The 20,960-nt window shown below is 56.7% G+C and carries 12 protein-coding genes; 9 read left to right on the top strand and 3 right to left on the bottom strand.

The window, feature by feature from the left end:
* Window positions 1-596 precede the first annotated feature (596 nt).
* The 9 genes from RCH93_RS17510 (at window position 597) to RCH93_RS17550 (ending at window position 16,049) form a co-directional block, all read left to right on the top strand.
* A complete protein-coding gene (locus tag RCH93_RS17510; protein WP_306549727.1) occupies window positions 597-881 on the top strand; it encodes a hypothetical protein in 285 nt (94 codons plus the stop codon).
* A gap of 188 nt (window positions 882-1,069) precedes the next feature.
* On the top strand, window positions 1,070-1,735 hold the full coding sequence (locus RCH93_RS17515) for a haloacid dehalogenase-like hydrolase (protein ID WP_306549728.1): 666 nt from the start codon (window positions 1,070-1,072) through the stop codon (window positions 1,733-1,735).
* 54 nt (window positions 1,736-1,789) lie between these two features.
* Window positions 1,790-2,749: a hypothetical protein gene (locus RCH93_RS17520; RefSeq protein WP_306549729.1), complete on the top strand. Its 960-nt coding sequence runs from the start codon at window positions 1,790-1,792 to the stop codon at window positions 2,747-2,749.
* A 269-nt stretch (window positions 2,750-3,018) separates the two neighbouring features.
* Window positions 3,019-3,999 carry an NAD(P)-dependent oxidoreductase gene (locus tag RCH93_RS17525; RefSeq protein WP_306549730.1) on the top strand — a complete coding sequence of 327 codons (981 nt, stop codon included), beginning with the start codon at window positions 3,019-3,021 and terminating at the stop codon, window positions 3,997-3,999.
* Between the two features lie 48 nt (window positions 4,000-4,047).
* Window positions 4,048-5,169 (top strand): acyl-CoA N-acyltransferase, encoded by a 1,122-nt coding sequence (locus RCH93_RS17530; protein WP_306549731.1) that lies wholly within the window; start codon window positions 4,048-4,050, stop codon window positions 5,167-5,169.
* Window positions 5,170-5,205: 36 nt separating this feature from the next.
* Window positions 5,206-13,176: an SDR family NAD(P)-dependent oxidoreductase gene (locus RCH93_RS17535; protein ID WP_306549732.1), complete on the top strand. Its 7,971-nt coding sequence runs from the start codon at window positions 5,206-5,208 to the stop codon at window positions 13,174-13,176.
* 31 nt (window positions 13,177-13,207) lie between these two features.
* Complete coding sequence (locus tag RCH93_RS17540) at window positions 13,208-13,984, top strand: 4'-phosphopantetheinyl transferase superfamily protein (protein WP_306549733.1); 777 nt, start codon at window positions 13,208-13,210, stop codon at window positions 13,982-13,984.
* Entirely contained in the window at window positions 13,981-14,937 is a 957-nt protein-coding gene (locus tag RCH93_RS17545) for an ABC transporter ATP-binding protein (protein WP_306549734.1), read from the top strand. Before RCH93_RS17540 ends, RCH93_RS17545 begins: the two co-directional genes overlap by 4 nt.
* Window positions 14,934-16,049: an ABC transporter permease gene (locus tag RCH93_RS17550; protein ID WP_306549735.1), complete on the top strand. Its 1,116-nt coding sequence runs from the start codon at window positions 14,934-14,936 to the stop codon at window positions 16,047-16,049. Before RCH93_RS17545 ends, RCH93_RS17550 begins: the two co-directional genes overlap by 4 nt.
* A gap of 92 nt (window positions 16,050-16,141) precedes the next feature.
* Here the strand turns inward: RCH93_RS17550 and RCH93_RS17555 are convergent, their stop codons facing one another.
* The 3 genes from RCH93_RS17555 to RCH93_RS17565 form a co-directional block, all read right to left on the bottom strand.
* Window positions 16,142-17,041, bottom strand: a complete 900-nt coding sequence (locus RCH93_RS17555) for a radical SAM/SPASM domain-containing protein (protein ID WP_306549736.1) — start codon at window positions 17,039-17,041, stop codon at window positions 16,142-16,144.
* A 146-nt stretch (window positions 17,042-17,187) separates the two neighbouring features.
* The gene (locus RCH93_RS17560; RefSeq protein ID WP_306549737.1) at window positions 17,188-20,541 is read right to left on the bottom strand and encodes an aminotransferase class I/II-fold pyridoxal phosphate-dependent enzyme; all 3,354 of its coding nucleotides are present in this window, start codon (window positions 20,539-20,541) and stop codon (window positions 17,188-17,190) included.
* 210 nt (window positions 20,542-20,751) lie between these two features.
* Window positions 20,752-20,960, bottom strand: a 209-nt coding sequence (locus tag RCH93_RS17565) for a superoxide dismutase (protein ID WP_306549738.1), incomplete at its 5' end; no start/stop codon positions are given.

Raw genomic sequence — 20,960 nt, forward strand, 5'->3', positions numbered from 1 at the left:
CGAGGATAAACCGCTTCATATTTTCACCTGCCAAGTGAGTTTTCAGGACAGGCGGATATTGCAATATTTTTACTGAAATTTCAATATGTTGATTTTAATTTTACGTTGATTTTATAGATATTTTTTCACTGAACCAGGTAATAACTAAAATTTCGCACACCCCTCCAATGGAAGAGGTGTGAACGAGTTTCTCAGCACATCAGGCAAATAGAAAAGATTCTCCGGGTGATGTTTGGAAGAAAAAAGCTGGCTTGACAGCATCATAATTTGTCGAAACCTCTCCCTGAAGGATTGCATGAAGGACAAGTATCGGTTGGCTGATTTTGTCCCACGAATTGTACCACTGCTGGAATGGCGGGCCACTCGAGAAGCGCGGCAGAGCGAGATGTGAGTCAATGTCAACCCACCGATTTGCTTTGATGGCGGAATAGATTGCATTTAACCACTGTGGTCAAATTTAACCAATATTTAAGATTGGTTAATGCGAGGCCAAAGAATGAGCGCCTGAAATTATAATTAAAAACAGTTCGTTGGGTGATGGGCGACGAGTTTGCACACCTGGTTCGGAGATTGCTCTTTATAGAATCAAGCCTTGAATGAAAAACACCAGCGATTCTCTACCGGAGATCTCATCGATGAAAGATGCGTTGATGCAACAGCGAGCCACTCTTTCCCCTGAATCAGCAGCGCGGCGGCATAAAGATGCTGCCGAGGATTTCTCAGCCGGGATTTGCCCCCACTGTGGCGGCGGCCTCTCTTTTGACAAGGACGTTATGGACAAGGATTCGCGAGAGGTAATCGCTCCCGAGTGTCCGGCCTGCAATTGGAAAAGATATGCAGCCAGGGTTGGCGAAAGCGCTGACCGGCATGGCCTTGTCTAAGCTGACAACTGTTGTGGTCAGAGGGATGAGCCGACAGGTGGCGCGCGGTTCAGCGGGATCAAAAAATGTAACCATCAAAGAGCCGCAAAAGATCCGCCTAGAGTCTTGCCGAGCCTCCACATCCTTGATGCAAACGGCTTGGGCGTCTCCTTTCAGTTAAGGTCGAACACCATGCATTGGAAGGGCGCATGAACATAATGCAGACAATTGTCTTCGACTTCGACCACACCCTGACGCCTACGGATTCTTCCGAACGTTTTTTTCGCTGGCTCCTGAAACGCAGTCCATGGAGAAGTGCGCTGGTCCTGGTTTCAATTCCATTCTTCGCCCCGCTTTTGTTGGGCAAAAACACGCGCACCCTGCCGGTTAAATTTGCGGTGTGGACGGCAACTTTGGGGCGGTCCGACGATGCTCTCAGTGCATTGGTGAAAGAACATGTCGCTGAGATTGTTGCTCGGCGGCAGTCGCTGATTCTCCAGGATGGGATCCGCCAATTAAATCATCATCTTGCGCAGGGACATCGAGTTGTCGTCGCCACCGGCTCGCTCGAGGAGCTGGCGCGTGAATTGCTCGACCAAAGCGGCCTTGCCCATATCCCCTTGGTGGGGTCGTCGCTCAAGCCGTTCATGTGGGGCATGGCGGCTCATCAGCATTGTTATGGACACCGTAAAATCCCCATGCTCACAGAGCGGGGGTATCCGCCTCCTTGGGTTGCGACCTACACTGACCATGAATGCGATTTACCCGTGATGAGACAGAGCGCAGCGTGTTTTCTGGTGAACCCGCGGCCCAAAACTGTCCGGATCATTGCGGACGAGCTTTCCATTGCGCCCGAGGTGCTTTCGTGGCGATAGGCGACATCACGCTCCGGCATGCTGGTCTCCTATAAACGGTGGTGAAGGGGGCGAATGAAAAAACGGATACTGTTCATCTGCGGTTCGATGAATCAAACCACCCAAATGCACCAGATTTCCAAGCGTCTGTCCGATTACGAGCAATCCTTCTCGCCCTTTTACTGCCACGGTTTTGACGAGATGCTGCGCAGACTCGGCCTGATCGAATTCACGATTGCCGGCAACAAGATGGTGGAACGCTGCCGGACCTATCTGCACAATCACGGCCTTGTCATCGACTATCAGGGAAAGAATCGGCCCTATGACCTGGTGGTGACCTGCACAGACGTCTATCTGCAGAACAACATTCGCGACAACCGGATCGTGTTGGTCCAGGAGGGGATTATCGACCCGGAATCCCTCATGTTTCAACTCGTCAAGCGTCTCCGGTTCCTTCCGAGATGGATGGCGGATACGGCAATGACTGGCCTCAGCAATGCCTACCAGGCCTTTTGTGTGGCCAGTGAGGGCTATCGCGACTTCTTCATTCAACGAGGCGCGCGGCCCGAGAAAATCGTGGTGACGGGCATACCCAATTTCGATAACTGCCGGCAATATTGCGCCAACGATTTTCCCTACCACCACTATGTCCTGGCCTGCACCTCCAACTATAGGGAGTTGTTCCGGTACGAGGACCGCGAGGCCTTCATCCGAAGAGCGGTGGATATCGCCGGGGGGAGGCAACTTATTTTCAAGCTGCACCCGAATGAAAATAGCGAGCGCGCCACCCGGGAAATACGAACGCACGCGCCGAATGCCATGGTGCTGACGACCGGGAGCGCGGAAGAAATGATCGCGAACTGCGATGCCCTGATTACTCGCTTTTCGTCGACCGCCTTTGTCGGGGTTGCGCTGGGGAAGGAGACCTACTCCGACTTTGATATGGATACCTTGACCCGCCTGATGCCGCTGCAGAATGACTCGGCAGCCTTGAACATTGCCACTGTCTGCCGCCGGGTTCTTGAAGAGCAATGACGGCTGCTCAAGGTCACGTGTGCCGACTCTAACCTTCGGCTGTCGCGTCCTCCGCTTCTTTGACATCAAACGGGCGTATGTTCCACCAGACACTTAGGAAATAAATCTGATGGTTTCGTGAAAAGTCAATTCCTGTCATTTCGACGAGTACAGCGAGGATAAATTTCGTAATAATTTTAGAGATTTATCGCTACGCTCGAAATGGCAAAAGGGAGAGTTTTCCTTTTTTACGAGTTCATCAAATCTGTCATCCATCGAGGAACGGAACATTGAAGGCATTCGTTACAGGAGCGACAGGATTTATCGGCAGCCATCTGGTGGAAGCCCTTGTGCAACAAGGAGCCCAGGTCCGATGCCTTGTCCGGAATACAAGCCCGTTAGGGTGGATGAAGGATTTGCCGGTTGAGTTTGTCGTCGGGGATTGTCGGGATCAGCAATCTCTGCGCCAAGCTGTGCAGGATGTCGATCTGGTGTTCCATCTTGCCGGTGCGACCATGGCGGTCAAAGAGCAAACGTTCTTTGAGGTGAATGGACTGGGTACGCAAAACCTTGTACAGGCCTGCATTGAAAACAAGACCCGTCTCAAAAAATTTATCTATCTTTCGAGCCAGGCAGCAGCAGGCCCCTGTTTGAGCGATGGGAAGAAACAGGAATCCGACCCCTGCGAACCGGTCTCGCCCTATGGGAAAAGCAAACTGCTGGGGGAGCAATTGGCCTTATCCCAAGCCCATGAGCTGCCGCTCCTCATCCTGCGGCCCTGTGCCGTCTATGGGCCCAGGGATAAAGGTTTCTTGACTGTTTTCAAATGCCTCTCCAAGAACATCAAACCTTGTCTCGCCGACCACGATCAATACATCAGCATGTGCTATGTCGAGGATCTGGTCCGAGCGATGCTCTTGGCTGCCGGGACCCCAACAGAAAGCGGGGAAATATTTTTTGTGTCTGATGGTCACGACTACCGGATGGAGGAAATCGGCGACATCTTTGAGCAAGCGCTGGAGAAACGCGCCCTGAAGCTCCGCCTCCCCCAACAGTTGCTCCCCGGTGTGGGCTTTATTGCAGAATGCTTTGCCAAAGTCACCGGCAAACCTTCCATCATGAGCCGCGGCAAGGTTAGGGAAATACGCTGTAAGAATTGGCTTTGCGACATTACCAAGGCCAGGGTGATACTCGGTTTCGAGCCGCGGATTGCTCTTGCCCGGGGATCTGCATTAACCGCTGCCTGGTATAGAAAAGAAAATTGGCTATAGCAATACTGTCGGAATGTTTCGATGTTCAACCTTTGAAAAAGAGCAATAATGGCCGGCATTGAGATCATTACCGCGGCAAGCAGATCGGAGCTCAAGGACTTCATTGACCTGCCTTGGAAAATTTATGCTGAGTACCCCTTATGGGTTCCCCCCCTCAAAAAAGATGTTGGTCGGATGCTGGAACCCGGCCGGCACCCTTTCTGGGAATTTTCCGAGCGCATCCTCTTTCTGGCCCGGCGCGGCAAGAAGACCGTGGGCAGGATCGCGGGCATCATAGATCGTCATCATAACGAGTTCCACAGCGAACAGATGGGCATTTGGGGATTCTTCGAATGCGCCGACGACCCGGAAGCCGCGTCAGCCCTCTTCGCGTCGGTGGAAACGTGGGTTGGCCAAAAGGGGATGACCTTCGTGCGAGGTCCGCTCAACCCTTCCATCAATTACGAGGCGGGTTTGCTTGTTGACGGCTTTGATTTTCCGCCGGCGTTGATGATGACCTACAATCCGCCGTACTATCCGCGATTGATCGAATCGTGCGGTTTCAGCAAAGAAAAGGACCTGTTTTCCTTCATCATCGATGGGAATTACCGGCTGCCCGAGTGGATGAATCGTCTTGCTGAACGGGTAGCCCGGAAAAAAGGGGTCCACATCAGGGCCTTTCGGCTCAAGGATCCGGTTCCTGAACTTGCTCTGGTCAGAGAGATATTCAACGACTGCTGGTCCGACAACTGGGGGTACGTCCCCTTGAGCGATCATGAGATTCGGGAGATAGGAAAAAGCATGGTGGAAATCGCAGATCAAGACCTGGCTTTTTTCATCTACTATGAGGACGAGCCCGTCGGGGTCTGCGTGGTTTTGCCCGACATCAACCCCTTGCTCAAGCGCTTCAACGGGAGCATCGGCCTGTCGGGTTTGCTGAAGTTCCTGCTCTATCGGCGGGAGATTACCGGCTTGCGGGGCTTGCTCTTCGGAGTCAAGGAGAAGTACCGGCAACTGGGATTTCCCCTGCTGGCTTTCCGCCACCTGTTTGAAGTGGTGAGGAAGAAAGGGCAGTATCGATCTCTGGAACTGGGCTGGACTTTGGAGGACAACGACTCGATCAACTCTTTGGTGGAGGAATCCGGCGCCAGAATCCACAAGAAATATTGCATCTACAGGAAGGCGTTATGATTTCGGAAAGCGAGGGTATCGCGTTGCAACGGAGGCTTGGCCATTTTGCTTGAACACCGGATTCCCATCATTGCTTTCGTCTGGCGGCCTGAAGAGATGACCTTGCCGGTGACTCAAATGGCGCAGCGCACAGGGAGCAGAGCCATCTTCGATTTTTCCCTGCTCGAGGTGGCTGTACTCTCTTCGGCCTTAGCAGAAGCAGGTCCCGCTGGCCCGGTCCGGGACATCAAGATTTCCGCCCCTGCCTTGATGGATCCGTCCTGGCAGCCGTTGCTGCAAGCAGCAGGGGTCGAAAACATCTGGGTTGAATGCCACCCCCTAGTATTCCTGGGCGATTATTACACTTTTCTTAAGCGATTGCGGGAATTGTCGAAAATCTGCCGTTGTTTCCCCATCATTGGCGACCTGGATCTCCTGACGGCTCTTTTGACGGACAGCTCGGGAATTGGGCGTGTTGTCCTCAAAGGATGCGAGGCCTCTGGATTTGTGAGCAATGAGACCACGCTTGCGCTCTATGCGGCAGTCAAAGACATGTTGCCCAGCGTATCGCACCCTGTCGAAATCCTTATCTGGGGCGGCGTTTCCACCCCTGAGGCGGCCGCCGCATTCCTGGCCACCGGGGCTGCGGGGATCGTTTTTGAGAGCGTCCACTGGCTGACCGATCTGGTTGCCGTTGATGAGGTCCAACGCCAGCGGATCGCCAACCTCCGCCTCGATTTTACCGATCTGGTCGGCCTCGACCTCCAGGTTCCGTGTCGCCTTTTCAACAAGGGCAACTCGACCGCGTTCAAGGAAATCAAACAGTACGAGAGTTCGCTGTGCGGAGCAGAAACCACGGAGGCATGCCGCCGTTTGTTTACAGACCGGGTGCGGACCGGGGCCGTCCATCCGCTTGACAGCCGTTTCACCCCGGATGACATCATCCCTCTGGGGGTGGAAACCGCTTTTGCCGTCTCCTTTGCCGAGCGTTTTGGCTCAGGAACCGAGGAGGCTGTGCGGTCCTTTATCGACGAGATCCACAAGCTCTGCGGCCTGGCCGAGGGAAAAAGGGAATGCTTTGTGAACAGCCCTGTCGCGGCAGAGATGGGCACCCAATACCCCTTTATCCAGGGGGCCATGTCCTGGATTACGGATGTCCCCGAGTTTGCCCTGCGCATTGCCGAGGCCGGCGGATTGCCCACCATCGCCCTTGGTCTGATGGATGCACAGACCCTTGATTTGCGGCTGGGAAGCCTGCCAAAGATCATGGCCGGACACCCGTATGCCGTGAATATCGTCTCGCTGGCGGAGAACCCTTTCCGGGAGATCCAACTGGCCTGGATAAAGAAACACCAGCCCCGTTTTGTGGTGATCGCAGGCGGAGACCTCTCACCGTTACGTGAATTGCTGGAATGCGGCATTGAGGTGATGTATATCGCCCCTGACGAGGCCCTGTTACGGCTCGCTCTTGAAGCAGGCGTTCGCTACGTGATCTGCGAGGGTTGTGAGGCCGGCGGGCATGTGGGGCGTCATAGCACCCTCACCCTGGCGCAAAGGGTGTTGGACCTGAAACGGTTGCAGCCCTCCCTCTTTCAAAATTGCCGCCTTGTTCTTGCCGGGGGCGTCTTTAATCGGGAGACGGCCTTCATAGCCGCCATGCTCGGAGCGGATGCCATTCAGATAGGCACCGCCTATCTAGCCGCCCGGGAAATCGTGGAAACGGGCGCCCTGACGCCGCTCTATCAGCGCATGATCCTGGAATCGAAGCCGGGGGGGACGATTGTCTCAGGCCAGGCCACCGGACTGCGGGTGCGATCCCTGCAAACCCCGAGAATGGCCGCGGTTGTCTCCCTGGAAAGGGCGTTTGCTGCGAGCCCGGAGGACGAGCACGCCTTCCGCACGAGAATGGAAGCGATGACAGCAGGGAGTCTCTTTGCTGCAGCCCGCGGCCTGGACCGGCCAGGCGGGGCGCCGCTGGATGAACGGGCCTGCCTGGAACGCGGGCAATTCATGAGCGGAGCCTGCGCCGGCCTTATCAGCACGCCCCTGCAGCTGCAGTCCTTCCATCGTCAACTGGCTGAAGGCACGCTTGTGCTGCAGCAACCGTTTGCGGGGCCGACGGAGCAAACCACGGAAATTCGATCCGCCGGGGTCGGCCATGGCCGGCAGCGAGTCGCCGCTGTCCGGGACGATGGCGCACGGATCGCCATTACCGGGATGAGCGTTCTTAATGCCTTGGGAAGCAGTCCGGAAGAGGTCTGGGCAGCTAGCCTCGCCATGCAGAGCGGAATCACCCTGATTCCGCCGTCGCGCTGGGATCACTCGCTGTATTATGATCCCCGGCCGCAGGTTCCGGACAAGACCTACTGCCAGGTGGGCGCCTTCCTGAACTTTCCTATCTCCCGAAAAGAACTCGGGATTCCTCCCCATGATTTCCGGACCATGACCGAAGCCACAAGAATCACCATGTGGCTTGCCGACAAGGCCATCCGAGAATCCGGTCTCCTGGATTCGAACATCCCGCGCGAACGGATCGGGGTTCTTATCTCACAAAACTCGGGCGAGACGGCGGGGACCCTCATCAATATGATCATCAGAGGGCATGTTCATGATATCGTCGGCTCTATAAAAAGGGCCGTTCCGCTCACTTCGGATCAGCAAAGCGCCATCGAGCGAGAGATACGATCCGGACGCATGGCCCCGGACGACACCACCCTCCTGGGCCGGCTCAACTGCGCCGCCGCCGGCTTCATCTGTAACCGGTATGGGTTCATGGGGCCAAGCTACGCGGTCTCCGCCGCCTGTGCGACCTCGCTGGTCGCCCTCTACAGCGCCATCCAGATGATTAGCAACGGCATTCTCGATGCTGCTATCGTCGGAGGCGGCGAAGAAAATCTCACCCACATGCATTTTCTCGAATTCTCCGCCCTGGGCGCCCTGTACGGGCTGTCCGGACAGGAAAGGCCCGCCCGTGAGACCTCCCGCCCCTTTGATGCCGAAAGAGACGGAATGGTCCTGGGTGAAGGCGGGGGGATGATTGTCATCGAGCGGGAGAGATCGGCCCGCGCACGAGGAGCGCAGGTTCACGGCGTCATCACCGGCATGGGAGCGAGCAACAACCATCTGGGCATGGTGGAGTCGTCCAGCGTCGTCCAGGAGATCGCCATCCGCGCCTCCTTCGAGGCGACGCCCTATGGATCTGAGGCAGTGGACCTGGTGGAATGCCATGGCACCAGTACCCGGCAAGGCGACGTCGAGGAGGTCCGTGCCCTCAAGGCCTTCTTCAACACCCCCAAACGCACCGTTCTCACCTCATTCAAATCCCAGATCGGACACACGCTGGGTGCCTCGGGCATCAACAGCCTCATTCGCGGCGTTATGGCCATGAAGGCAGGGGTTTTCCCGCCTACACTCAATTATCTCCATCCGGACCCGGCAATCGACCTGAAAGGATCAAACCTTTTCATCGCCCCCGAACCGCTGGACTGGAAGTCTGTAGCCGGCCGGCTCAGAAGGCTACAGGTCAACGCTTTCGGGTTTGGAGGTTCGAATTACGTGGTGCAGTTGGAGCAGAGCAGGGAAGAAGCCGGTGCGGTCCTGGTTTCTCCGGGGAGTACGCCCGGTTTCGTCCGAGACACGGTTGGCGCTGTGAATTTGCCGGTGGCGGGGAATGTATCGGGAGCGGCAAGGGGTGGGCCTCCTGAACCTGAGGGCGTCTCCTTCTTCCGAGCTAAGATGGACGGTCGCCACGCACGATTGGCGGTGGTGGCGGAATCCGAACAGGAGGCGCTTACGCTTATCGAGACATCAAGCCCCCTTATAGAGGGTGGCGTCGTTGCACCCAAGGCCCTGAGATCCCTGGCGCAACAGGGGATCTTCATGGGAGCCGAGGATCTGCAAGCGCCACCGCTGGCCTTGGTGTTTCCAGGACAGGGAACCCACTATGCAGGCATGGGACGGGAACTCTATGAGTCGTTTCCGGTCATCAAGGAAGAGATGGATCGGGCCGCGGCAGTGGCGGACTTCGACCTCTTGCATCTCCTGTTCCACGATCAAGAAGAGAATCTACAGAAAACCAGGTGGCAGCAGCCGGCCTTGTTCGTCTTGGAATACGCCATGGCTCGATACCTCACCACCCTGGGTGTCCAGCCGGTGGCTATGGCGGGCCACAGCCTGGGCGAACTGACCGCCTTGTGCCTGGCCGGCGTCTATTCCCTGGAAGACGGGTTTGGCATCGTCAACAAGCGGGCCGTGTGCATGGACAAGGCCGCTGCCATGCCAAACATTGACCCCGGCGTCATGGCGGCGGTGGACGCCCCTCTGGACCTGCTCCAAGAGATGATCCTGGAAGCGAGGGAAGAGGTCCACATCAGCAATATCAATTCACCGCTCCAGGTTGTGATCAGCGGCAAGACCGGGGCGGTCAAAGATTTTTGCAACAAACTGAAAGCCTTGGGACATAGAGCAACTCCGTTGCGCGTCAGCATGGCCTTCCATTCCCCTATCATGCAGGTCATCCACGATGAGTTGGAGGCCTACGTTGCCGCCATTCCTTTTCACTCCCCCCGGATCCCGGTCATCTCCAACACGACCATGGCGCCGTATCCCTCGGATCCGGTTGCAATCAGGCGTATCCTCATGGCCCACCTGGAATCTCCGGTCCATTGGATGCAGAACGTCCAGACCCTATGGCAGGACTATGGAGTCAGGCTCTTCGTGGAGGTGGGCCCCGGCGATACGCTCAGCGGTCTCATCATTGACACGCTCCCTGACCCGGCCTGCATCCAGACCTGCCTGCCCGCAGCCGAAAGCCTGACGTTCAAGACCGCCCTAGCGCAACTCTTCGTGCAAGGAGCTTTGCAGGTTCAAGACGAACCGAGGTGTATTTCCCTCGCTGCATCCGGGAAGACTGCCGAATTGCACCCCGACGCCCCGGTGCCCGCGCCAATATCGTCAGTGTCCGGGCTTATCAGCGCTAAACCGGTGGAACGAATCATTCAAAGGGAAATCAACCGGTTTGTGCTCGAGACCTTCGGCCGCTTCCTCAAGCCGAACATTCTGGATGCAATCCGTGGGGAGTTGCATCCCCAATTTCAGGAAGGTAATCTCGCCGCTGCTCTTCAATCCATGCTCGGGGCTCTCGATCCGCTTGCAGACCAACAGCCGGTTGCTCCCGTTCAACCGGCAGCGGCAGCCGCGCCTCCCTTGCCTCTCGATCTTGCCCCAGCGGCTCCCGAGCCTGAGCAGCCCTCGCCGCCTCTCGCTGCGGTGTCCGAGCACCAGGATCTGATGGAGAAGCTCATTCAGATCATTATGGATGCGACCGGATTCAACCGGGACGAAATCCAACCCGAGATGGATCTCCGGAAAGACCTCTCCATCCGCTCCAGCCGCCTCCCCATCATCATGGATGCAGCGGAACACCAATTTGCGATCACCATCGAATTTGAGGATTTTATCGGGGTTCGCACGGTGCAGGATATTGCCGAGAGGATCGCCAAGATTATCGCCGGCCGGGAAGGCGCCAGCCTCCAGTCGGCCAGCACAGTCGGTGACGGCAGCCCGGCGCGGGAGGGTTTGATGCCCGCAGAGGAAGAGGCGAGCGTCAAGCGGCTCGTTTTTCACCACGTTGCTGTCGAGCAAGCAACCTCCATTCCCATCAAATTAAATCCAGGCGAGAGTGTGCTCCTGCTCACGCCTGCTCGGGAGGACAAACGTGCCGGAAGGGTAGCCGACATCCTCCAACGGGATTTCAAGGTTGACCCGTTGTCCATGCTGTTCCTGCCGGAGGATGATGAGGGCCACAATATTCGCACTGCCGAAGGGGCGGCCGGGGCTGCCGGCCGGATAGCGGAGATGAAGTCCCTTGCCGGGATGGTGATAATCCTGCCGCACGAAGGGGCGGACCGTTCAGCAAGCATGGAAGATGTTTCGCGGCTGCTCAGGGGATTCTTTATTCTGCTGCAAGCATTTCTCCAGGCGCCGGGGAAGAAATTCGTCCTGCTGATCCACTCCGGGGAGGAGAATGCCACACCGGTTCAGCTCCAGGCGGAGGGGATCTTGGGGTTCTTTCTGAGTGCTGCTCAGGAATACCCGGCGGTCCAGTTTCGGACCCTTGCAATCGGCAATGATACCGACCTGAGTGCAGCCTTCCGCGATGCCCTGGACAGAGGATACCCCCTGGTGGAGATGCTACATCGCGGCGGCAAGGTTTGCACCTTGGAGGGGTACATGGCCCCGTTACTCTGTACGAATTCGGCAAGCCTCGAGCTGCGGCCTGGAGACGTGGTTGTGCTGTCCGGCGGCGCAACCGGGATCGGCGCCCACCTGGCCCGCAGTCTGGCCCCTTTTCAGCCCCGCCTGGTCTTTCTGGGGAGGACCTCTCTTCCGCATCCGCCTGCAGGGCCTTCTGACGACGGCAACAAGGCTGCGGAGATTGCCCGGACCCTGGCGGATCTGCACGCCGCAGGAATCGAGGCATCCTACCATACCTGCGATGTCGCTGACCCCGAGGCGGTCCGTGCCGTCCTGGGCGAGGTGGTCAATCGTCAGGGCAAGATTCGTGGAATCATCCACGGCGCCGGAGTCCTCAGGGACAATTTCCTCAGCGAAATGACTCCGGATGATTTCTCCCTGGTCACGGACATCAAATTCCTCGGAGCGTGGCATCTGTTCCAGGCGGTGGAGAAGGCCGACTTGCGGTTTTTCGTGGGCCTTTCTTCGGTGGCCGCGATCCAGGGGAATCCTGGCCAAGCCAACTACGCGGCAGCCAACCGGATGATGTCTGCCTTGATCAGCACCCTCCGGCGGAAGAATGGCGCCATCCGGTTCAAAGCCTTGATGCTGCCTCCTATCGAAGGAGCGGGCATGGCCGAGGATTCCCATGTTCGGGACCTGATGAGGCGCATGGGTGCGACGTACGTTCATGTGAGTGAACTCGCCGGGCTTTTCTGCCGGGAGCTTTTTGGATCCTCACCGGACGATGACGATTGGGTCCTGTTCATGCGGACACTCCCCGCCGTGAAGACGGCACGGCTCAACCTCCTGCCCCGACCTCATAGCGAGGTTGATGGAGGCGCCGAGGCCTTCAGTCCTGAGGACTTTCCCCTGATCGAGGGGATTGCCAGCCTGGATCTCCGCCGGGAACAACTCGAGGCCTTCAGGTCTTTCTCCCGGGACAAAGATCTGTGGATCGAGGATCACCAACCCTTGCTGTTCGTCAAGCATCCCCTAGTCTCAGCCGTTATGTTTGTCGAGACCTTCATGGAAGCAGCCCGACTCCTCTATCCACACTTACAGGTGCGTGGCGTTCGTCAGGTGCGGTTCCTGGATATGATCCAATGTCCTCCCGGGGTTGCACGGCCTTCCAGGATCTCTTGCCGTCTGGTCGGCGCCAATCTACGGGAGGTGCTGTGCGGGGTCTCGCTCGCCGCTCAGGAGATCTCTCCCGCTGGCAGATTGACCGACCGCTTCACCCCGCACTGCGAGGGCCAGGTAATCCTCGATGGTGGAGAGGGCGGCGATGGAGAACGATGTCTTGGCGAGGGATTCCTCGATTTTCCGATCCGGCCTGACGAACTGCAGTCCGGGCCCATGGAGAATGCAACGGTGCTCAAATGGTACCAGGACCACAGCGGCCTCGCCGGCAGGTACCGCGTCCTGGAGTTCCTTGACGGCGCCGGTCCGGGTGCGGTGCGGGGGCGAACCCTTTACCGGCAGACTGATGATTTCGCCCATCTGGCCAACGCGCAGTACCAGTATTCGCCCTACCTTTTCGAAGCGCTCTTGCAGCTGATTGCCTTTTACTGCGTTGCCATGAAAGTTTCGGAGCAACGATCCATGATTCCCATGGAGATCGGGGAGATGCGGTTTTGCCGAAAATGTCGGGCGGGCGAACGGGTCACCCTGGAGGCCCGGATGCGGGAGCAGAACGAGCAGGGCTTCAGCTGGGACGCCAGAGGAGTTGACGAACAGGGCCGCACCATCATGCAGGTTGCCGCTATGCGGATGCACTGGGTTGCAGACTGAGCCCGCAGGACTGGTAAAAACGGGAGGGGATATGGCCAAGACATGCCAGGGCATAACCGTCCATGCCGCGAGTTTTGCTCATCAAAGGAGCCCTGCATTCTATGCAGCCTTATCGGATGAGGGCAAAACCGGCGAGGGATGGGGGACCAACAAGGCAGCAGACCGGATTCGTCTGGCCGCTCTCCTCTGGGAGCACGTTGCGGCAAGGGAAAATCCCCCTTGGCAATACCGGTCGCTGTGCGCTGCTTTCCCGCTTCAGGTGGCTCACGGCCCGCTCGGCAGGCCGCATCTCCTGTTGGGAGGCGTTCGGGGTCCGTCCCTCTCCTTCAGCGAGGGTGACGGGAAAACCTGGGCCGCTCTGAGTGGGGATGCCTCCGATATCGGCATCGATGTGGCAGCGGCCGATCAATTCCAGGGAAAATATCCCTTGCACCGGGTTTTTCATGACCAGGAACTGCATCATGCCTTGCGGCTGACGGGGGGAGATGTGACACAAGCATCGGCCCTGCTCTGGTCCGTCAAGGAAGCGGTGGTCAAGGCTCTGGGGTGCGGGTTCCATCTTGTGGCTCCGCTGCAAGTGCATGTCTCGCCACCGGTAGCAGGGGACCGTGGGTTTACTTTCCCGGTCTATTTATCGGGGAAGGCCCTGCTGCGGTACCCCATGGCTGCCGGTCGGTCCATACGGGTACGTTCATTTCCCCGGGGAAAAATGTGGCTTGCCATCGCCCTTTTGAGTGGGCATTCTCGATGCGGCAAGGACGAAGATGTTCAGATCAACGCTCTACCAAGGCAGAATGTCGATTCATGACCAAAGAAGCTGAATATGCCATCGAAGTTGAAAGTTTGACGAAGCGTTACGGGAATGATCTGCTGGCGGTCAATGGCATTTCGTTCAACGTCAGAAAGGGTGAGGTTTTCGCTCTGCTGGGTCCGAACGGAGCCGGCAAAACCACCACCGTCGAGATAATTGAAACCATCCGCCGGCCCACCTCGGGAAAAGTGCACCTGCTCGGAATGGACGTCACCAAGGAAAAGCGCAACATCGTTCCCTGCATCGGGGTTCTCCCCCAGGGGTTCAGTTCTTTTGACAGGATAACGGTCCGGGAAACCATGCTGTACTACTCGCGGCTTTTTGGCGGCAGGAACGACGATATCGACAAATTGATAGCGCTCGTCAATCTTGAGGACAAGGCCAAAGAGCAATACGCGACCCTCTCCGGAGGTTTGAAGCAGCGCCTCGGCATCGCCATTGCGCTCGTCAATGACCCCAAGGTCGTGTTTCTCGATGAGCCGACAACGGGGCTCGACCCCCGTGCCAGGCGCGAAGTGTGGGATGTCTTGCTGGGACTGAAGAAGGAGGGAAAAACGGTCTTTCTGACCACGCACTACATGGAAGAAGCCGAACTGCTTGCAGACACGGTCGCTATTATCCTGAGCGGTAAGATCATTGCCATGGGCTCTCCCGCCGAGCTTATCGAAAGTAACGCGGATTACCTGGTCCTCACCCTCCAGTCCGTCGATGAGAAAGCCTTTGCAGTCGTTGGCGGGTTGGGCTTCGAGCCGGAGCAGAACAATGACAAAGCGCTCCAGGTGAGAGTGGAACACATGGATGACATTCGAAAAATACTGAACGCCATGAACGACGCCAACGCGTCGTTTGTCAGCATGGACGTTCGTAAACCTAACCTAGAACAGGTTTTCCTGAAACTCACCGGCGAGGCGCTCCATGAAAGCGCGGGCGGAGAGAAGGGGGCTCAATGAATTTTCGCGTCGTCGGCGCAAATCTCGTGGTGAGTCTCAAGTGCTTCTACCGCGAGCGAACAGCCATGTTTTTCACCACCATGTTCCCGATCCTGCTGATCCTGGTGTTCGGCGCCATTTTTATGGATGACGACAACTTGCATTACAACCTTTGCCTGCAGGATCTCGACCAAACCGAAACCTCAGCGGAGATCGCCAAGAGCCTCGCCTCGACCGGAAAATTCAAAATAATCCCGGTCGACGCCGGTATCGAGGCCACACAATACGTCAACGACACTAAGGAGAACCTGGTGGTCGTTATTCCCAAAGACTATGAAAATTTGTCCGCGCAATATCTGCTGAATGGCGACCTCAACGCCTTCGCTACCCTCAGATATGTGTATGATCCCAGCTCCAGTTCGGTGCTTGAGAAAATGCAACTCCTGAACCTGGTCTTCGCGACGATGAATCAAGAGTTGTCCGCAAAGCCGCCGTTCATCCGAACTGCGCAAGAATCGATACACACCCGCAAATACCGGTTCCTCAAGTTTTTCATCCCCGGCATCATCGCGATGGCGATCATGACCGAGAGCCTGTTTGGCACGGTGCAGGTGAACACCGAACTGCGGCAGAAAGGGATCATCAGGAAGCTCTCCACCACGCCCATCACCCGCACCGACTGGATACTGTCAGGCATTCTCCACCAGATCATCCTCGCGGTCATCTCCACCACCTTGATGCTGCTGGTCAGCTACATCGTGTTTGACGTGCAATTGAGCATCAACGCCTGGCTGCCGCTCTTCATCGTGCTGGACGTCTTTACCTTTGTCGGCATCGGGATGATCCTCACCCGGCTCGTCAGGGAGGCACAGAGTGCCTCCTCAGCAGCCAACGCCATCATGTTCCCGATGATGTTCCTCTCGGGGAGCTTCTTCCCCCTTGAGATGATGCCGGATTTCTTGCAGAAGTTCGCCAAGGTGCTGCCGCTGTACTATCTGAACGAGGGCCTTCGAGCAGCCATGGTGTTTCAGGACAATGGGACCGCGTTGAGTAATGCTTCGACCATTGGGGCTGTCGCGGCCGTCGTTTTTATCTTGGGCATAACGGTCACCCGGTGGGAGGAGGGCAAGTGATCGGGTGTTTTGTGAAAAACAGCAGAAAAACGAAACGTTCAGGTCCGTTTGTTTAGAGCAGTAGTCCCTGCAGTTCCCAGCTCGGTATTCGTCTACCGCCTATGCACCCAGTCGCAGAGCTGGCAGGTCGGGAACCCGCTATAGTCGAGTTTGCCAAAGTTCTTTCTGATCGTCGACAACACGGGTCCATTCCAGATTTCTCGTATGCTCTGGGTGTTCACATCTCCCACGCCCTGAGCGCCGTTGTAATCAACGCAACAGGTCACAGCTTTGCCGTCCCAGAGCACCGACAGGGCTGACCACGGATAAAAACAGACCGACACGATCTTTTCTCCCACCGTGTTGTACGATTTCCCCCCGCCAAAGTTGTCCAGCGAGCTGATATTCAGGCAGTCGCCTCGATTCTTGTCCGGAAGAGAACGCCACAGGGATTGAAACTCCGCTATTTGGGAGCCATTGTTTTCCTGAGGCAGGTATTGCAGGACCAGCTTCGGATTGCTCTTCTTTAGCTCCTTTCGTATCCGCATAAAATCTTTGATGTTTTGCAGCGCCACCTTGAAGTCCAGTTGTCGCATGGTGGCGTTGTACGATGCTTCGTCGGTGCCGTAAAAACTGATCTTCATCGCATCCAAACCGGCAAGAATGAGTGACCGTGCCGTCTCGGGGAACAACAACGAAGCATTGGTGACCATGTAGGTTTGCTTTATCCCGCAGGCCTTGGCCAGTTTGATTCGTTCAGGCAACAAGGGATCCAAAAGCGGTTCGCCAAACCCGTGCAAATGAACAACGGGTTTTCGGCGCGCGCCGGACAGTTCGGTCATGATCTTTTCGAATAATCCAAACTCCATGAAACCGCGTTTGCGGGTGAGCGTGTCCCGGGGGCACATAACACACTGGGCGTTGCAGCAGTTGGTGTTCTCGATCAGGATTTGCGAGGGCCAGGGGAGGTGGAAGCGGTAGTAGGGAGAATAGAACAGAGGGGTTCTGGCCAAAGACAGCAGGAACCTTGCAATTCTGTCCCGAGCATTGAGCATCATAGGGCTTCCTTACGCAATTACGCAAAGTGGTTGTCAGCATCCCGGGATCACGCCCAAGCGCCAGCCGTTGCAAAGCCAAAGGCAGAAGCGAGGCGTTGTTGCTAGGCGCTTTTTGGGTGCAGGGCGGCCAGTTCCGGGGCGAGCACATCCAGCGCCATGCGAATCTGCTCGGGCGTGTGGGTGCAATTGACAAAAAAGCGCAGACGGGCTGCATTGTCAGGAACAGCCGGATAGACCATGGGCAGGGCATCGATCCCTTGTCTAAGGAGGGCTTGAGATAGTCGTATCGCCTTGATAGAATCGCCGACGATCACGGGAATGACCGGGGAACCGCTGCTGCAGGCGCCGGTATTCAGGCCCCTTTCCCGGGCGAGCCTGAAAAAAAGGCCGGAGAGCTCGTGCAGACGTGCCACCCGTTGGGGTTCCTTCTTGAGCAGGCGAATGGCGGCCAACGCTGCTGCGACATTGGGCGGCGACATGCCCACGCTATAGACAAAGCCCGGCGCCGTGTATTTCAGGTATTCGATCAGGGCTCCGGACCCGGCGATGTATCCACCGCAACTGGCAAAGGTTTTGCTCAAGGTGCCCATCCACAGTTCCACCTCGGCAGGATTGATGCCAAAGTGCTCGCCAATGCCCCGGCCCCTTTTTCCCAAAACGCCAATCGAATGCGCCTCGTCCACCATGAGAAAGGCGCCGTGCCGCTTCTTGATCTTAATGAATGCAGGCAGTTCCGGAATGTCGCCATCCATGCTGTAGACGCCTTCGATGACGACCAGGGCCCGGCGGAAACGGGGTCGCGACTCTTTGAGAATCTTGTCCAGGGCCCGCCAATTATTATGAGGAAAAGAAAGGTGGGTTGCCTGGGAGAGCTGGCACCCCTGGAGAACGCTGTTGTGGATCAGGGCATCATGGACGATGAGATCGAGTTTGCCGAACAAATGGCCGATCGTGGTCACGTTGGTGGCATGCCCGCTGACAAACACCAGGCTGTCTTCTGTTCCAATCAAACCGGCAATTTCTTTCTCAATTTCACGATGCAGCGGTCGTTCGCCTGAAGCGATACGGCTTGCCGAAACCGAGGTGCCGTAGCGGTCGACGGCGTCTTTGGCCGCTTGCGAGACGACCGGATCTCCGGACATTCCCAGGTAATTGTACCTGGAGAAAGTGATGCACTCTCGACCCGTTGCATCGGTCCCGCTGGAATTGTTTCCCTCGTGTTCCCTGAAGTACGGGTTGTCGATGCCGCGCGTTTTCATTCCCAGCAAGATCTGCTGCAGGTTCCGGTATTCGGGGAAATCCACAAACGGCAAACACTCCGGTTGGACATCACGGGCTTCTTTATGGGCGCAGATCCTTTCCACTGGCTCTCCGGACTGACGACCGGAGGAAAGCACCTTTGCCAACGGTCCGTCTTTGGCGTCAATTTCTCCTTCCGACGTCCCTAACCAGAGAACATGCGCCGCCAAATCGGCAATGCTCGCCCCCATAAAGAGCGCTTCGACCGGAATCTCGAATCCCAAGTCTTCCTCTATGGCCGTCTTCAATTCCACCGCCATCAAGGAATCGATGCCCATTGTATTCAGAGGGTCGTGGACATCCACCTTGGAGAATGAAATCTTCAGCAGCACCGACACCATTTTGGCGATGGAAGACTGGGTGGCATGGATGTGCTCCGCCACGTTTTCCGTCTCCAGGTTGTCAGATCTTTCCCAGGCCTGGAAGGGTGTCTCAGGCTCAATATCTTGGGCGTATCCCACGCGCTCGGCAACAACATCCAAATTGCCCTGGAGGAAATGCTCCCGGCACAGTCGGCGTTTGACCTTGCCACTGGTTGTTTTGGGTAGACTGGAGGTCTTGAGGAGCACGACGGCGTAGGCCTGGATACCATGCTCTCGGCTGATGCTTTGGCGAATGGCGCCGATGACCGTCTCTGCGTCAAGTTTTCTGATGTATGATCGCTCGACTTCCTGCACCACCACCAGCCGTTCTTCATTGTCGACTACCACCGCAAACGCCGCCCCACAGCCAGCACGCAAAGCCTGATGGCTTCTCTCGGCAGTTCGCTCGATGTCTTGAGGGTAGTGATTGAGGCCCCGGATGATGATGAGATCCTTGAGACGGCCGGTAACAAAGAGCTGCCCGGTATGGATAAACCCCAGATCTCCCGTGCGCAGAAAGGGACCTTTGCCCGTATCGGCAAACCGTGCCCGGAAGGTCTCTTCCGTTTCATCGGGCCGATTCCAATATCCTTGGGCAACGCTGGGCCCTGCGATCCATATTTCTCCGATCATGTCGTTCTCGCAGGAAGTGTGCTTCTTCGGGTCGACGATACCAATTGCATGGTCCGCAGGTGGTCCCCCATTGCCGACCAGCTCGAAATCGTATTCCCTGTTGTCTTTCGCCAGAACAATGCGGCCGGTCTGCAGCGCCTGTGCGTCCGCCCGCAGGAAGGTCGGTTCGGAGCTCTTGTTGCATCCGCAGGCAAGAAGGGTTGTTTCTGCAAGCCCATAACAGGGGAGAAAGGCTTTTTTTCGAAATCCGCAGGGTTCGAATGCCGCAGCAAAGCGGCGGAGCGTCTCCGCCCTAACCGGTTCGGCGCCGTTGAAAGCGACCTCCCAACTGCTCAGATCAAGACCGGATGTCTGTTCCGGTGTAATCTTGCGAACACAAAGATCAAAGGCAAAATTCGGTCCGCCGCTGGTCGTCGCCTTATAGCGTGAGATAGCCGTAAGCCAGCGCAGCGGTTTTTGGATAAAGTGAACCGGCGATAGCAGGATTGCATCTCCACCTGCGAAAACAGGCTGGATAATCCCCCCTATCAGTCCCATGTCGTGGTACGGGGGAAGCCAGATCACGGCGCGGATATTCGGTGAATTCCCAAAGACTGCGTGGATGACGGCTGAATTGTGGAGCAGGTTGCCATGGCTGACCATGACCCCCTTGGGATTTCCTGTGGAACCGGAGGTGTATTGGAGAACAGCGAGAGCGTCCGGACCAAGGGGAGGTTCTTGCCAACCACTGGCAAGGTCGTCGGCAAGCGTGTCGGTTGGGATCCATTTGAGCGACATGAGTCCCGGAGTCTGCTCTATTTGGCCTCTGTAGTCTTCGAGAGTGGCGGCCGTGGAGAGCGCGACTGCGGCTCCTGCGTCAGATGCAACTGCTCGAAGGTTTGCCAGGAATTGTTTGGAATGGGGAGGGTAGGCCGGCACGGCGACCATGCCCGCACAGAGGCAACCAAAGAAGGCTGCGGGAAACTCAATGCCCGGAGGGTAGAGCAAAAGGACTCGCGCTCCTGGAGAGACGCACGATTGGAGGTGTGCTGCAATAGCGAGCACCCTCCGTTCCAGGGCGCCATAGGTCAGGCTGGTTTCCTGTGATTCCCCATCATTGAGATAGGTGTAGACGGTTTTTTCCCGGTGCTCTTGAACCCTCTGGCGCAGCAGATCAATCATGTTCGGCAGCCCAAGGGGGAGAATCCTTGGGCTTGAACAGGACTGATGCGCATGACTTGTATAATTTTTCGTGCTGATGTTCATTTCTTCCTTATACAAAGAAGCTTGTTGTCATCAAGCCGCTCAGAGTCTTTTAATGGTCAATCGTGTTGCGCCCAATTTTCCAGCTGGAACCAGCAGACGGTTGAGCCATGAACGGCCTAGGCTGTCTCAGCCCAGGTTTGCTGCTGCGAAATCCCAATGTATCAGTGTGTCGAGCACTGCGTTGACATGATCCAGGCGCCGGTTCTGGTAATCCAGATAATAGGCGTGTTCCCACACGTCGATGACCAATAGCGGTTTCATGCCGGTGGTTATCGGCACATCCGCATTACTGGTCTTGATCACCTGGAGTTTGTCGCCATTGAGCACAAGCCATG

Origin of the sequence: Desulfobulbus sp. (assembly GCF_030824455.1) — a bacterium.
Taxonomy (GTDB): Bacteria; Desulfobacterota; Desulfobulbia; order Desulfobulbales; family Desulfobulbaceae; genus Desulfobulbus.

Coding starts and splice junctions, on each gene's coding strand:
- RCH93_RS17540 (WP_306549733.1), top strand. CDS start 13,208: ATGGCCAAGACATGCCAGGGCATAACCGTCCATGCCGCGAGTTTTGCT.
- RCH93_RS17520 (WP_306549729.1), top strand. CDS start 1,790: ATGAAAAAACGGATACTGTTCATCTGCGGTTCGATGAATCAAACCACC.
- RCH93_RS17545 (WP_306549734.1), top strand. CDS start 13,981: ATGACCAAAGAAGCTGAATATGCCATCGAAGTTGAAAGTTTGACGAAG.
- RCH93_RS17510 (WP_306549727.1), top strand. CDS start 597: ATGAAAAACACCAGCGATTCTCTACCGGAGATCTCATCGATGAAAGAT.
- RCH93_RS17530 (WP_306549731.1), top strand. CDS start 4,048: ATGGCCGGCATTGAGATCATTACCGCGGCAAGCAGATCGGAGCTCAAG.
- RCH93_RS17560 (WP_306549737.1), bottom strand. CDS start 20,541: ATGATTGATCTGCTGCGCCAGAGGGTTCAAGAGCACCGGGAAAAAACC.
- RCH93_RS17515 (WP_306549728.1), top strand. CDS start 1,070: ATGAACATAATGCAGACAATTGTCTTCGACTTCGACCACACCCTGACG.
- RCH93_RS17550 (WP_306549735.1), top strand. CDS start 14,934: ATGAATTTTCGCGTCGTCGGCGCAAATCTCGTGGTGAGTCTCAAGTGC.